Raw genomic sequence first — 13,693 nt, forward strand, 5'->3', positions numbered from 1 at the left:
GTCGCCCGTTGAGAGGACGCCCCGTGCGCGCACTGCCGAGGACCGAGGACGACTACCCGGCCATGCTGGTCATCCGTACCGACTACCGGGAGGACGAGGCCTGGCAGCGGGTGCGGGACGCGCTGGACCAGCCCTGGGTGCTCGACGAGCACGACAGTGTCAAGGAGGAGATCCTCTTCGTCGAGGATCCTGCCTGGGCGGACGCGGAGCCCTCCGCCGTTCTCGCCGCCCTCACCGCGCCCGAGGAGGACGGCGGGGAGCCGGTCGAGTGCGGCTGGGCGGTGGTCTTCCTCGCCGACCGCACCGGCATGGAGCACGCGCGGCCGTCGCTGCTCGCGGTGAGCACCGACCCCGAGGAGGAGACGGCACCGTTCCGCATAGCGGCCCGCGTGACCCCGCACGAGATGCACTGCAACCTGACGATCGCCAACATGGACTTCGAGGACTTCGAGGGGTGGGACGGGGAGTTGGTTTCCTGAAACACGGAGGGGGCGGGCCTCTCGCTCACTGCTTGGTGGCCCGGGTCAGTTCCAGGTAGTCGGGGGGCGGAACAGTTCGTACTCCGCCACCTTCTCGAAGCCCATGCCCGCGTACACGGACGCGCCCAGGCTGCTGGCCTGCAGCGTGCCGACGTGCAGTCCGCGGCGCCGGCCCTCCGCCAGCGCGGCGGCGGTGAGTGCCGCGCCGATGCCCCGGCGGCGGTACGCCTCGGCCGTCGCGACGATGTAGACCCCGGCCACCCCATGGGCGTCGAACAGGAGGGCCGTGCCCACGGCCCGCCCGTCGGCGCGCGCGACGAAGCGGACGGCGCGCGGGTCCTTCGCCCAGTCCTCCTCGATGCGTACGGAGGCGTCGACCAGCTCCGGGCCCACCCCGAAAGAGGGGCCGTACGTACGTACCCACTCGCCGCAGGTCGCGGGGTCCGTGCCCTCCAGCACCTCGATCTCCACCCCGGGCGGCGTCGGCACCTCGGCCACCCGGTCGAGCGCGACGGCCATGACGGGCATGGCGCCGACCCGCTCGAACCCCTCCCGGGCCAGCAGGTCGACGGTTCCGGGCGCGCTGTCCGGTGCCACCCACCACAGCCAGGGCACACCCGCGAGCGCCGTCCGGGCGCGGGCGAGCGCCTGCGCCGCCCCGGCCTCGTCGCGCAGCCGGAGCACCCCGTTGAGCTGGGTGTGCGCGAGGCCGCTGCGGTAGTGCGCGAGGTCGTCGTCGCTGCGACCCGCCGCGCCCCAACCCAGCCAGTACGCACGGCAGTTGGCGAGTTGCGGGGCAAGCTCGTCGACGCCCTTCACGGCGCTCTGCACGGTCATGCCCGCAAACCTACCCGGCCGCTCGCGGCGGACGTCGCCGCGCACGCCGTGTACCGGCCGGAGTGGCGGGCATGACGAGCGGGCACGGCTCGGCGACGCCCCGGCCTTCGCCGCCGGGGCACCGGGCAGCGGGCACCGACGCGGCGGCCGGCGCGTGACCTGCGGCCCGCGTGACCCGCGGCCCGCCGGGGCCGCTCCCCGGGCGGTGACCGGCGGGGACGTCACGACGGGTGGGCCGGCAAACCGCCCCGGCCCGCGCCCCGGCCCCGGCTCCGGGCTCCGGCCCGCGCCCCGGCTCCGGCGCTACAGCTTGTTCAGCTTGGCGTACGGGCTGGGGATCCGCGCCTGCGTCGCACCGAAGTCGACGAGGGCCGCGACCCCCTCCTCCATGCCGACGACCCGGCCGAGGCCGTACATGTCGTGCGTGACCCGGTCGCCCACGGCGAAGTGCTTGGGCGGCGGGGGGACCGGAGCCTTGAAGGGGCTCGTGGGCAGATGGCGTCTGGGTACCACTGGCTTTGTCATCGTCTCCAGTATGCGCCCTGGTCCGCCACCGTCCGCGCGAGAAGGCTCAGCGCGGCCTGCGAGGCCGACCCCGTTTCCGTGGTGACGACGGTCAGCCGCTGGTCGGGCGCGTGCGTGAGGAGCAGCGTCTGCTGGTTGACCACCAGGTCGCCGACGTGCGGGTGCCGCATCAGATGCTCGGTGCTGTCGCACGCCCGCACCCGGTGGTCCGCCCACATCGACGCGAACTCCGGACTGCGGGTGACCAGCTCGCCGACGAGCGTGCTCAGCTCGCGGTCCTCCGGATACCGGCCCGCCGTCAGCCGCAGATGGCCGACCACGGCGTGCGCCTTGGCCTTCCAGCGCGGGTACAGCTCACGGGTGTGCGGGTCCAGGAACACCAGCCGGGCCATGTTCGGCCGCTCGCCGGGCCGGTCCGGGGCCTCCGGGTCGAGATGGCCGGCGAACAGGGCGTGCCCGAGCGCGTTCCAGGCCAGTACGTCGCTGCGCCGGCCCAGCAGCAGGGCGGGCACGTGCGCCAGCGTCGCCAGGATCTGCGCGGTGGCGGGCGCGACCCGCTCGGCCGGGGGCGGCGGCGCGGGCCGGCTCCGCCGGGGCCTGGTCAGGGTGCGCAGGTGCTCGTGCTCGTCCGGGTCGAGCCGCAGGGCGCGGGCGATGCCGTCGATCACCTCGTTCGAGGCGTTCAGCGACTGGCCCTGCTCCAGCCGGACGTAGTACGAGGCGCTGACCCCGGCCAGGCCCGCGACCTCCTCGCGCCGCAGCCCCGGCACCCGGCGCCGTTCGCCGTAGGTGTGCAGGCCGACGTCCTCCGGGCGCAGCCGGGCCCGGCAGGCCTGCAGATACTCGGCGAGCTGTGCTGATCCGCTCATGTCCGCCAGTATGCGTCGGCCGGCCGCGCGGAGCCTGACCACGTCAGTGGTAGGAAAGGCCCGGTCTGGCCGGGGGCCCGCGTCCGGGACGACGGTGGACGGGTCCGCTCCGAGGGGTCCGCCCCCGCGACCTCCACCGGAGCCTTCCCCGACCGCACAGGAGAAGGACAGGCATGTCCACGCACACGGCCCCACCCCCCTCAGCGTCCGCGCCCCCCGGCGGGGCGGAGGGCGCCGCCCCCGCCGCCCACCTCGACGCTCCCGCCGCGCACCTCGATCCGGCCGGGTTCGCCTTCGCCCGCAGCGCCTGGCTGCCGGTCTCCCCGGAGCGGGTGTACGACCTCGTCAGCGAGGTGTCGCACATCGGCCTGTGGAGCCCGAACGCCTCGCGGGTCCGCTACGACGACGGCGCCGGCCCGCGCCCGGGCGCCTGGTTCGGCGGCCACAACCGCGGCGGCGGCCGGGAGTGGGACAGCAGGTCCCAGGTGCTCACCGCACGCCCCGGCGCCGAGTTCGCCTACGTCGTGGGCGGGACCGCCGACGGCATCGTGCGCTGGCGGTGGACCATGCGCGCGGACGGCCCGGGCTCCCTCGTCACCCAGCACTGGCAGCTGCTGCGGATGGACCCGGTACTGGGCGCCACCCGGCGCGAGGTCGAGGCGCTCCGCGACGCGATGGCGGCGAGCGCGGAGACGACCCTCACGGCACTGGCCAAGTGGCTGCACACCACCCCGCACACCACTTCGCGCACCACGACGGGCGCGGGGACCACCACCGACGGAAAGGACGCCGCCGATGTCACCGACGTCATCGCTTGACCTGGGCTCCGTCACCCTCGACCGGGTCCTGGAGTACGCCGGCCCGGTGGGGATGTCACCGGACACGTTCTTCCCCGACAGCGCCCCGCCGATGTGGAGGGACGAGCGCAACCCGGTCGTCCCGCACTTCCTGGACGACGACTCCGGCATCGTCCGCGCGGCGATCCAGACGTGGGTCCTGCGCAGCGGCGGCCGGACGATCCTCATCGACACCGGCGTCGGCAACGACAAGGAGCGGCCGCACGTGCCGCTGTGGTCGGGCCGGAAGTCGGGCTTCCTGGCGAGCCTGGCGGCGGTGGGGGTGCGTCCGGAGGACGTCGACGTCGTCGTCAACACGCATCTGCACAACGACCACGTCGGGTGGAACACCGTGTGGGAGGACGGGGAGTGGGTGCCGACCTTCCCACGCGCCCGCTATCTGATGCCCGCGCGGGACTTCACCTACTGGGACCCGGCCGAGCGGCGCGACGCGGCCGGGGGCCCGCACCACCTGAACGTGTTCGAGGACAGCGTGGCGCCGGTGCACCGGGCCGGGCTCGTGGACCTGTGGGACGGCGAGCACGTGATCGACGAACACCTGCGGCTGGTCGCGGCGCCGGGACACACGCCGGGCTCGTCCGCCGTCCTGCTCGAATCGGCGGGGGCGCGGGCGATGTTCGTGGGCGACCTGGTGCACACCCCGGTCCAGCTCGCGCACCCGCACGTGAACAGCTGCTTCTGCGAGGACCCCGAGCAGGCGCGGGCGACCCGCAGGTCGCTGCTGGCCCGGGCCGCCGACGAGCGGTCGCTGCTCTTCCCGGCGCACTTCGCGGGCGGCGGCGGGGTCCGGGTGCGGCCGTCCGGAGCGGGCTTCGCGCTCACGGAGTGGGCGCCGTTCACGGCCCCGGAGGGGACGGTGGAGGCATGAGCGCCGACGGGCACGCCCACGTCGAGGTGACGGTCGACGCGGGCCGGGTGCGCGGCCGGATCACCGACGGCACCGCCGTGTTCCACGCCGTCCCGTACGCCGCCGCACCGCACGGCGCCGACCGGTTCGCGCCCCCGCGGCCGGCGGAGCCCTGGCCGGGCGTCCGGGACGCGACGGAACCCGGCCCGACGGCCCCCCAGCCCAAGCGCGACGCCTTCGGCAGCCTGGACATGTCGCCGTACTTCGGCCCGGGATGGCTGCCGGGGGAGGAGTACCTGTCGCTCGACGTCCGCACCCCCGCGGACCGGACGGCCACGGCACTGCCCGTGATGGTCTTCGTCCACGGCGGCGGCTTCGTCGCGGGCTCGACGCGCAGCCCGCTCTACGACGGAACGGCCTTCGCCCGCGACGGAGTCGTCCTGGTCACCGTCAACTACCGCCTGAACGTGGCGGGTTTCCTGCACCTGCCCGACGCGCCCGACAACCGCGGTCTGCTGGACGTGCTGGCCGCGCTCGACTGGGTCGGCCGCAACATCGCCGCGTTCGGCGGCGACCCGGGCAACGTGACGGTGTTCGGCCAGTCCGCGGGCGCGACCCTGCTCGCGGCGCTGCTGGCCACGGGGCGCGCGGACGGTGTCGTACGCCGGGCGATCCTCCAGAGCGGCAGCGGCACGGGGGCGTTCAGCCGCGCCCAGGCGGGCCTGGTCACCCGACGGCTCGCCGAGGAGCTGGGCGTGCCCGGCACCGCCGCCGCCCTCGCCGGCGTGCCGGACGCCGACCTGGTGGCGGCCTGCGGGGCACTGGGCGGCATCGACCTGACGGCCGGCGGCACACCGGACCCCATGCTGGGGCTGAGCCCGTTCAGCGTCGTCGCCGACGAACAGGCGGCGACGGCGCTCGCCCGGGGCCGCGCGCACGGCGTCGACCTCATGGTCGGCACCAACAGCGACGAGGGGAACCTGTACCTCGTGCCGCTGGGCCGCCTCGCCACGAGCACCTGGCAGGACGTGCACGACACGGCCGCCCGGATGTCCCCGGACCCGGCGGCGACGGTCGCCGCGTACCGCCGCGCCCGCCCGGCCGCGCCGCCCGGCGAGATCCGCTCGGCCCTCCTCGCCGAGGGCCTGTTCGGCGCGGGCACCCGGGCCCTCGTCCGGCCCGGCACCCACGTCTACGAGTTCACCTGGCGGTCCTCACAACTGGGCGCGACCCACGCGACGGAACTTCCCTTCGTCTTCGACACCGCGCACCTGCCCGCCCTGACGGGAGCGGCCGGCCTCCTCGGCACCACACCCCCGCCCCCCGACCTGGCCCGCCGCATGCACGAGACCTGGATCCGGTTCGCGTCGACCGGCGACCCGGGCTGGGAACCGTACGGCGAGAAGGGGACCCGTATGCGGATGGGCGAGACCTGGGCGGTGACGGCCGGCGAGTGACCGCGGGCCCGGGGCCGGCCACCGGCGGCCGGCCCCGAGTCGTACGTACACACGCGTCCCCGCTCAACGAATGGTGGAGGCGGCCGGGTGCGCCGGGGCAGCCTGCCGTGTAGTGCAGAAATCCATCAAGGGATGGATGACAGGACCCAGAACGGCTGAAAAACTCAAGCCAGAGTTCCTGATTCAAACATCTCTGCCACCGGCGAACAGCAGCGCTCCGGCGGGGCTGGATCGCTGGTCTCTCGAAGGGTGCGTCACTGCTGGCACGCTGGGCCGATTCCGTTTCGCAGCAGACCGGGGGAGTGGCTTGCGCATCCAAATTCTGGGCCCTGTTTTCGTGGACGACGAGGGGCAGATACGCGCCATTCGAGCCAACAAGGTGCGGGCCCTGCTCGCCACCCTCGCCCTGGAGGCGGGGCGGGCCGTCTCCAGCGAGGACCTCGTCGACGAACTGTGGTCCGGGACCGCCATCGGCAACGCCCGCAACGCGCTCCAGGCGACCGTGACCCGGCTGCGCAGGGCCATCGAGCCCGCCGCGCGCCGGCGCGGCGGCTCCGTGCTGCGCGGGGTCAACAACGGCTACCTGCTGGAGATGTCCCCGGAGCACGTGGACGGCAACCGGTTCCTCGAACTGGCCGCCCAGGGGGCCGCGCACCTGGGGACCCGGCCCGCACGCGCGCTGGAACTCCTCCAGTCCGCCCTCGACGTGTGGCACGGCCCCGCCCTCCTCGACGCGGGCGACGGACTGCGCGTACGCGGTGCGGCGGCCCTCTTCGACGAACGCCGGCTCACCGTCCGCGAGGACCTGGTCAGTGCCCTGCTGGCGGTCGGCGACGAGGCCCGGGCGATCGCGGAGCTGCGCCGGCTCGTCGCCCTCCACCCCCAACGGGAACGGTTCTGCGAGCTGTTGATGCTCGCGCTCTACCGCACGGGCCGACAGGGCGAGGCACTGGACCTGTTCCGGTGGGCCAGGCGGCGGCTCGACGAGGAGTTGGGCATCCGGCCGGGCGCACCGCTCCAGCGCCTGCACGCCGAGATCCTGGCGCAGGACCCGGCGCTGCGGCTGCCCGCCGCGGTCCTGCCGGGCCAGGGCGTACCGGCGGCGGTCCGGTAGTGGGCGGCGAGGAGAGCACGCCCGTACATGCGGGCGTGCCGAGCGAAGCCGTGCCGAACGAAGCCGTGCCGATCGAAGCGGTGCCGAACGAAGCCATGGCGAACGAAGCCGTGGCGATCGTGGGGATCGGCGCCCTTTATCCGGGCGCCGTCGGGCCCGGTCGGTTCTGGGAAGGGAGGAACCGGGAAGCTCCCGCACCACAATCCCCCGAACCGGCCCCGACCCTGGACGACATACGCGTCGACGTCGCCCGCTTCGGGATTCCGCCCGCCCAGGCCGGGGCGATGGCCCGTATGCAGCTCCTCATGCTTGAAGCGGCACGCCAGTGCCTGGCGGACGCCGGCCATCCCGGGCGCCCGCTGCCCGCGGACCGTACGGACGTCGTCACCGGCACCTGCTTCGGCCTGGACCGCCAGCACGCCAACGCGACCCGGATCGAGGCCGCCCGTTACGCCCGCGAGGTCGAACGGGCGGCCGTGGCGCAGGGCGTCGACGGGGCGACGGCACAGGCGGCCGCCGGGGAACTGCGCGCGCTGGTGGCCCGGCACACGGGCGCCTCCCCGCACGACCGGGTGGGGGAGATGGCCAGTACCATCCCCGCCCGCATCGCCACCGCGTTCCGCCTCCACGGCCGTACCCTCGCGGTCGAGTCGGCGGACGCGACCTCCTTCGTCGCCCTCGACCACGCCGTGCACAACCTTCGCCGGGGGGTGTCCGACGCGGTCCTCGTGGTCGTGGGGCAGCGGTGGGAGAGCCCCGTCGTCACCGAGGGGCTGCGGGCCAAAGGGCTCGTGGGGAAGGGAAGTTCCGGCGGTACCGGCCGCCTCGGCGAGGGTGTCGGTGCCCTGCTGCTCAAACGGTCGTCCGATGCCGTACGGGACGGCGACCGGATCTACGCCGAGATCCTCGACTCCGCCCTCCGCCACGACCCCCGCCCGGGCGCCTTCCGTCCCTCGCGCGACACCGGGCTGCGCCGCTCGCTCGCCCGGGAGTCCCTGCGCGCGGCCGGGGTGGCACCGGACTCGGTGACGCATGTGGAGTCGGTCGACACCGCGGACCCGGCGGACCCGGCGGAGCAGGCCGTGGGCGGGGTGCGGGACCGGCTCGGCAACACCTTCGCCAACGCGGGCGTCGCCGCCGTCACCGAGGTCGCCCTCGCCCTGCACCACCGGCGGATCCCGGCCCGGAACGAGGCGACTCCGCGCCGGGCCGTGGTGCGCGGCTCCTCGCTCACCGGGACCGTCTGCCACCTCGTACTCCAGGAACACGACAGGCCCCACGAGGCGGCACCACCCGTACGGGCCTCCCCGCGCCCCACATCCGAACCCGCAGCCACGTCCGAACCCGTCTTTGCACCCGCCGCCGAACCCGTCGCCGTCGTCGCCCTCGCCGGCCGGTTCGCCGGGGCCGCCGACGCCGAGAGCTTCTGGAAGGTGGTCGGTTCCGGCGAGACCCGTATCGGCCCCGTCCCGCAGACCGTGCTCGACCGGGACCTGTACTACGCGCCCGGCGCCCTCAGCCTCACCCACAGCTACACCGACCAGGGCGGTCATGTCCCGGTGCCCGAGGGGCCGTACGGGGACGCGCGGATCATCCCGGTGCGCCGCGCGGCCATGGACGACACCCAGCGGCTCGCGCTCGCCGTGGCCGCCGAACTGTTCCAGGGGCGCGGCGCGGGACGGCTCGCGGGCGGCAGGGGCATCGTCGCCATCGGCACCAACCTGGGCCTGACGCGCGAGCGCCGCGCCCATGCCCGGCGGGCCCTGCGCGCCTGGGACGACGCGGTGGAACACCTCACCGCGCTCGACGGTTGCTCCCCGGCCGTCAAGAAGGCCCTGCGGGCGGCGCTGCCCGAGGTGCCGGGGGACGACGCCACATCACCGGCCGCCCTCGACGGCTGCCTCGCGAGCGGTGTCGCCGCCCTGCTGGCCAACGAGTACCGGCTCGACGCCGTACCCCTCGGCGTGGAGGCCGCGTGCGCCTCCTCCCTCGCGGCGCTCGACGTCTGCGTCGGCGCGCTGCGCCGGGGAACGGCGGACTACGCCGTCACCGGCGGCGTCGAACTCGCCTGCAACACCCGCGACATGGTGCTCTGCTCGGCCCTCGGACTGCTCTCGCACAGCCGCAACGCCCCCTTCGACCAGGGAGCCGACGGCTTCACCCCGGGCGACGGCTGCGGCCTCTTCCTCCTCAAGCGGTACGCCGACGCGCGCGCCGACGGCGACGAGATCCTCGGCGTCGTCCGCGGCATCGGCGCCTCCAACGACGCCAAGTCACTGATCGCCCCGGACCTGGAGGGCCAGCTGCTCGCCATGCGGCGGGCGTTCGCGGAGGCGGGGTTCGGACCGGCCGACGTCGACTACCTGGAGGCCCACGGCACCGGCACCAAGGTCGGCGACCGGGTCGAGATCGCCGCCGCGGCCCGGATGTACGGGGGCGAGCGGCGGGCCCGGCCGCTGCGGGTCGGGTCGGCGAAGTCGTCCTTCGGGCACACGTTCGCCGCCGCCGGGAGCGCCGGGCTGCTGCGCACCCTGCTCGCGATGCGGGCCGGGACGCTGCCGCCCAATGCCAACCTGCGCGCCCTCAACCCGGCGCTCGATCTCGACGCCGTCCCCGCCGAAGTCCTGACCCGGCCCGCGCCCTGGGCCCGGCAGCCCGGGCAGCCGAGGCGGGCGGCGGTCAGCTCCTTCGGCACCGGCGGCATCAACTACCACGTACTCGTCGAGGAACACCTGGACGAACACCTGGACGGAGCGCCATGAGCGGTGACACCAAGGGCGGTTCGGGCTTCGAGTCAGACCCGGAGTGCGAGGAGATGCGTGCCATGGTGCTCGCGTTCGCCCGGCGCGAGCTGGCCGGACCGTACGGCGCGGCACACGCCGGGTTCGACGCCGACGACTTCCGCCGGCGCTGGCGGCTCGCCGGGGCGCAGGGCCTGGTGGGCGGCGCGGTGCCCGTCGAGTACGGCGGCAGCGGTCTGGACGCGGTCGCCTCCTCGGCCGTCATGGAGGCGCTCGGGCAGGGCACCGAGGACACCGGCTTCGCCTTCTCCGTCGCCGCCCACCTCTTCGCCTCGCTCATGCCGATCGTCGAGTTCGGCACGGAGGAGCAGAAGCGCACCTGGCTGCCCGCGCTCTGCTCGGGGGAGCGGATCGCCGCGCACGGCATCACCGAGCCGGAGGCCGGCTCCGACGCGCTCCACCTGCGCACCCGCGCGGAACGCAAGGGCGACGCGTATGTGCTGACCGGCGGCAAGTGCTTCACGACCAACGCGCCCGTCGCCGACGTGTTCGTCGTCCAGGCGGCGACCGAACCGGACGGCGGCTTCTTCGGGCTGACGGCGTTCCTCGTCGAGGCCGGCACCCCCGGGCTCGCCGTGGGCCCGGTCTACGACAAGGTCGGGCTGCGCGGCTCGCCCACGGCCGACGTCCACTTCGACGGCTGTGTGGTGCCCGCGAGCCGGGTGCTCGGTGCCGAGGGCGCGGGGGCGAGCGTGTTCTCCGCGTCGATGAAGTGGGAGCGCGTCTGCCTGTTCGCGGTCTACCTGGGCGCGATGCGCCGCATCCTGGACTCCACGATCGCCCACGCCACCGCGCGCGAGCAGTTCGGTGCGCCCATCGGCCACTTCCAGGCGGTCAGCCACCGGATCGTCGACATGACGCTGCGCCTGGAGTCCGCCCGGGCCCTGCTGCACCGGGCCGCGGGGCAGCTCGCGCGGGGTTGCGAGGACGAGATCGCCCCGGCCCTCGCCAAGCTCGCGGTGAGCGAGGCCGCCGTGCAACTGGGCCTGGACGCCGTCCAGGTGCGGGGCGGCCTGGGGATGGTCGCCGGGGAGGCCGAGACGTTCCTGCGTGACGCCCTGCCCGCCCGCGTCTTCTCCGGCACCAACGAGATCCAGAAGAACAACATCGCCCGCGCGCTGGGACTGGGGAACGCGCCGGGCGGACGACGGCCCGGAAGCCGTCACCGCTGACAGCCACCCCGCCACCCCCGCCGCCCTCATGGAAGGAGATCCGCCGTGACGGTCATCATCCACCGCATCCAGCTCCTCGACGGCGTCGCACCCGAGCGCTTCGAGGCCTGGGTGCGGGACGTCGACTACGCGGCCTGCCCCGAGCTGCCCAGCGTCCTCGCCTTCGGCGTCCAGCGGGTGGCGGACACCCCTGCGTCCTACTTCGAGATCATCGAGGTGAGCAGTCGGGAGGAGTTCGCGCGGGACATGGAAAGCGCGCGGTTCCGGCGGCTGGAGTCGGACTTCGGCCACCTGGCGAAGGTCGTCGAGGAAGTGACCGGGGAGCGGATCGGGGACGGATACCGGGCAGGTCGAAACGCTTACTGAATTTCTTTCAGCAGGCCGTACCGTCCCGGTCGCCTGAATTTCGTCCAATGATGGAAATGAGGCCCGACTCGTAGGCGACGGCCACCGCCTGGGCGCGCGTGCCCACCCCGAGTTTTCGCAGCAGATGGTGAACGTGGGACCGTACCGTCGCCGCGGAAATGGACATCTTCTCGGCTATCTCGCCATTGGACTTCCCCTGTGCGAGCAGCACAATGACCTCCGATTCCCGTGGGGTCAGGGTGCCGAGGAGTCCCGCCGCGGGCGCCGGGGGGACGGCGTCCGACAGCCGGTGCAGGCTCGGCCTGGCCTCCTCCGGCATGACCAGGGCCGCGCCGGCGCTCACCGTCCGCAGGACGTGGACCAGTTCGTCGGCCGAGGTGTCCGGGCTCAGCACCGCCCGGACGCCGACGCGCAGGGCCTCGATGGAGCGGGGCGCGTACTCGGCCTTCGCGATCAGCACCACCTTCGTGCCGGCCGACAGCGCGGCGAGCTCCCGTTTGTGCTCCACGGTCAGCGCGGGGGACACGATCACCAGGACATCGGGTTCCTGCTGTGCGGCGGCCGCCGCGGAGCCGGGACCGGTCGTGTTGCCGACGACGGTGATGTCGGCCTGCTGATCGAGCAGCGCGCGCATCCCGGCGCCCAGGATCGCATCCTCGCAAGCCACGAGTACGCGAATGTTCACCGACTGCCTCCCATGAGGTGGGACCGGGGCGGGTGCATGGGTGAATGACCCGACGTGGCCCGGGTGTGCGTTGGTCGCAGATGCCCTCATCGGGCGATGGCAGGTTTTACCGTCCAGGTGAACCGACACGCGGCTTTCGATTGTGATCGCTTGCGGTGGTGCAAAGTCCGTGCCTCCCCCGAGAGGGCGCCGCAGCGCTCTTCCGACACTCCTTGCTGCCTGGGGCGACTGATTGTGTCAGTCGTCTTTGTTCCCCGCAATATTCCGCATAGGCCGCCTTCGTCGGCGGGGGAGCGAAAACGAGCCACCCCGGTTTGCCGAGGTTTGTTGAATCGCTGACGTTCTCGTCCCCGGAAAACGTCATACGTGCCGCAGCGCGCGGGACGGGGCGAGCCGGTGCGAGGGCGGGAACGCCGCGACCGCGTGCCCCAGCCGGCTCACGAAGAACGCCCGCCCCGGCAGACCCAGCCGCCGTTCGAACGCGGCGCGGACGTCGTCGTGCTGGAGGACGATGCTCACGGGGTGCAGCGCCAGACCGGCGCGGGTCGCGCCGAGCCAGTAACCGGCCAGGGCGGCACCGGCGCGGAGCCCGGACCCGGCGTCGGGCACCCGGTCACCGGGACCGCCGGAGCCGCCGGGGCCGTCTGGGCCGCCGGAATCACCGGGACCGTCGCACCGCTCGAAGCACAGCGCGACGATCGCGGGGGTGCCCCGGACCGCGGCGGCGAGCTGCCGGGCGAGGAACCGGTCGTAGCCCACGTGCCGCAGCAGCCGCATGGTCGCGGGCGCCAGCGCGGCCCGCATGCCCCATCGGCGCGGCGGCGACATCGCCCCGAAGAGCTGGCCGAGCGTGAAGCCGTCGCCGCCGCGCTCGGCGTCGGCCTCGTCGCGGCGGATGTATGCGTGCGTCTCCCGCCAGGCGGCGAGGTGGGCGAAGTCGCGCCCGCCGTACCGGGCGACCAGGCCCGCGACGGCGGCCCGTTCGGCGTCGGTCACCAGGTGGTGGACGGTGACGCGGGGGTGCGTGCGGAACAGCGACGGCTCCGGGTCGGGCGACGACAGCCGTGCGAGGACGGCGGGGTCGATCGCCTCGGCGCGGTACGGGCCCCGGTTGGTGTGCCGGGCGCGCACGGTGTCGCGCAGCGCGGCGAGGCCGTCCGGGTCGGCGGGCGCGGGGGACAGGCGGACGACGCACAGCGGTCGCCAGGCGCGCGGCCACCGGTCGCCGAAGAGCCCGTCGTCGCCGGTGTCCTCCCGGCCGAGGAAGCGGATGCCGTCGGCCCGCCAGCCCTGGGCGGCCAGGGCCCGCGCCAGGATCTCCCCGTACGCGCCGCAGCTCAGCAGCATCTCGACCTCGTGCGCCGGGAGCGCGGTGAGCCGCCGCGCGCGGTCCAGCGCGAGGACCAGGTACTCGCTCCGGCGCGGCAGGCCGGGACCGTCCCCGGCCCGTTCGCCGGGGGCCGCCGTCGCCAGCAGCGCCGCCGCCGTGCACCGGGTGGCCGCGTCGGTCGCCCACCCGACGCCCCACGGCTGGCAGTTGTGCGACGACGGGCTGCGGGCGGCGATCCCGGTGGCCACCTGGAGGGCGTCCTGGAAGGCCACGTCCGTCCGGCCACCAGGGGTGGGCGGGGTGGCGGAGCCCGCGGAGGACGCCGATGCCGATGCCGATGTCATGGACCCGAAC

13 protein-coding genes are annotated in these 13,693 nt (G+C 74.3%); 8 read left to right on the forward strand and 5 right to left on the reverse strand.

Annotated elements, in window-relative coordinates; genetic code table 11:
- The first annotated feature begins 23 nt into the window (after positions 1-23).
- Complete coding sequence (locus tag OIE12_RS22365; protein WP_329138039.1) at positions 24-479, forward strand: DUF6924 domain-containing protein; 456 nt, start codon at positions 24-26, stop codon at positions 477-479.
- Between the two features lie 45 nt (positions 480-524).
- Here the strand turns inward: OIE12_RS22365 and OIE12_RS22370 are convergent, their stop codons facing one another.
- The 3 genes from OIE12_RS22370 to OIE12_RS22380 all read right to left on the reverse strand — a co-directional run bounded on the left by OIE12_RS22370 (position 525) and on the right by OIE12_RS22380 (position 2,710).
- On the reverse strand, positions 525-1,316 hold the full coding sequence (locus tag OIE12_RS22370; RefSeq protein WP_329138041.1) for a GNAT family N-acetyltransferase: 792 nt from the start codon (positions 1,314-1,316) through the stop codon (positions 525-527).
- Between the two features lie 303 nt (positions 1,317-1,619).
- Positions 1,620-1,841, reverse strand: coding sequence for a hypothetical protein (locus OIE12_RS22375; protein ID WP_329138043.1), 222 nt, complete (start codon positions 1,839-1,841; stop codon positions 1,620-1,622).
- The gene (locus tag OIE12_RS22380) at positions 1,838-2,710 is read right to left on the reverse strand and encodes a helix-turn-helix domain-containing protein (RefSeq protein WP_329138045.1); all 873 of its coding nucleotides are present in this window, start codon (positions 2,708-2,710) and stop codon (positions 1,838-1,840) included. Before OIE12_RS22380 ends, OIE12_RS22375 begins: the two co-directional genes overlap by 4 nt.
- Before the next feature lie 173 nt (positions 2,711-2,883).
- Between OIE12_RS22380 and OIE12_RS22385 the strand changes: the two genes are divergently transcribed.
- From OIE12_RS22385 to OIE12_RS22415, 7 genes are all read left to right on the forward strand, one after another.
- Positions 2,884-3,528 (forward strand): SRPBCC family protein, encoded by a 645-nt coding sequence (locus OIE12_RS22385; RefSeq protein WP_329138047.1) that lies wholly within the window; start codon positions 2,884-2,886, stop codon positions 3,526-3,528.
- Positions 3,506-4,435 (forward strand): MBL fold metallo-hydrolase, encoded by a 930-nt coding sequence (locus OIE12_RS22390; protein WP_329138049.1) that lies wholly within the window; start codon positions 3,506-3,508, stop codon positions 4,433-4,435. The genes OIE12_RS22385 and OIE12_RS22390 overlap by 23 nt, the downstream gene beginning before the upstream one ends.
- Positions 4,432-5,871, forward strand: a complete 1,440-nt coding sequence (locus OIE12_RS22395) for a carboxylesterase/lipase family protein (protein WP_329138051.1) — start codon at positions 4,432-4,434, stop codon at positions 5,869-5,871. Before OIE12_RS22390 ends, OIE12_RS22395 begins: the two co-directional genes overlap by 4 nt.
- A 307-nt stretch (positions 5,872-6,178) precedes the next feature.
- Positions 6,179-6,985, forward strand: coding sequence for an AfsR/SARP family transcriptional regulator (locus OIE12_RS22400; protein WP_329138053.1), 807 nt, complete (start codon positions 6,179-6,181; stop codon positions 6,983-6,985).
- Between the two features lie 95 nt (positions 6,986-7,080).
- Positions 7,081-9,747, forward strand: a complete 2,667-nt coding sequence (locus tag OIE12_RS22405) for a beta-ketoacyl [acyl carrier protein] synthase domain-containing protein (RefSeq protein ID WP_329138055.1) — start codon at positions 7,081-7,083, stop codon at positions 9,745-9,747.
- Positions 9,744-10,958: an L-prolyl-[peptidyl-carrier protein] dehydrogenase gene (gene redW, locus OIE12_RS22410; RefSeq protein WP_329138058.1), complete on the forward strand. Its 1,215-nt coding sequence runs from the start codon at positions 9,744-9,746 to the stop codon at positions 10,956-10,958. Before OIE12_RS22405 ends, redW begins: the two co-directional genes overlap by 4 nt.
- A gap of 45 nt (positions 10,959-11,003) precedes the next feature.
- On the forward strand, positions 11,004-11,324 hold the full coding sequence (locus OIE12_RS22415; protein ID WP_329138060.1) for a RedY protein: 321 nt from the start codon (positions 11,004-11,006) through the stop codon (positions 11,322-11,324).
- Positions 11,325-11,331: 7 nt separating this feature from the next.
- Here the strand turns inward: OIE12_RS22415 and OIE12_RS22420 are convergent, their stop codons facing one another.
- Positions 11,332-12,009 (reverse strand): response regulator transcription factor, encoded by a 678-nt coding sequence (locus OIE12_RS22420; protein ID WP_329138062.1) that lies wholly within the window; start codon positions 12,007-12,009, stop codon positions 11,332-11,334.
- Positions 12,010-12,369: 360 nt separating this feature from the next.
- Positions 12,370-13,683 carry a RedV protein gene (locus OIE12_RS22425; RefSeq protein WP_329138064.1) on the reverse strand — a complete coding sequence of 438 codons (1,314 nt, stop codon included), beginning with the start codon at positions 13,681-13,683 and terminating at the stop codon, positions 12,370-12,372.
- Between the last annotated feature and the right edge of the window lie 10 nt (positions 13,684-13,693).

Source organism: Streptomyces sp. NBC_00670 (genome assembly GCF_036226765.1).
GTDB lineage: Bacteria > Actinomycetota > Actinomycetes > Streptomycetales > Streptomycetaceae > Streptomyces.

Excerpts from the sequence above, each read along its gene's own strand:
- OIE12_RS22370 (WP_329138041.1), bottom strand. The coding sequence starts at position 1,316 with ATGACCGTGCAGAGCGCCGTGAAGGGCGTCGACGAGCTTGCCCCGCAA.
- OIE12_RS22375 (WP_329138043.1), bottom strand. The coding sequence starts at position 1,841 with ATGACAAAGCCAGTGGTACCCAGACGCCATCTGCCCACGAGCCCCTTC.
- OIE12_RS22380 (WP_329138045.1), bottom strand. The coding sequence starts at position 2,710 with ATGAGCGGATCAGCACAGCTCGCCGAGTATCTGCAGGCCTGCCGGGCC.
- OIE12_RS22385 (WP_329138047.1), top strand. The coding sequence starts at position 2,884 with ATGTCCACGCACACGGCCCCACCCCCCTCAGCGTCCGCGCCCCCCGGC.
- OIE12_RS22390 (WP_329138049.1), top strand. The coding sequence starts at position 3,506 with ATGTCACCGACGTCATCGCTTGACCTGGGCTCCGTCACCCTCGACCGG.
- OIE12_RS22395 (WP_329138051.1), top strand. The coding sequence starts at position 4,432 with ATGAGCGCCGACGGGCACGCCCACGTCGAGGTGACGGTCGACGCGGGC.
- OIE12_RS22405 (WP_329138055.1), top strand. The coding sequence starts at position 7,081 with ATGGCGAACGAAGCCGTGGCGATCGTGGGGATCGGCGCCCTTTATCCG.
- redW (WP_329138058.1), top strand. The coding sequence starts at position 9,744 with ATGAGCGGTGACACCAAGGGCGGTTCGGGCTTCGAGTCAGACCCGGAG.
- OIE12_RS22425 (WP_329138064.1), bottom strand. The coding sequence starts at position 13,683 with ATGACATCGGCATCGGCATCGGCGTCCTCCGCGGGCTCCGCCACCCCG.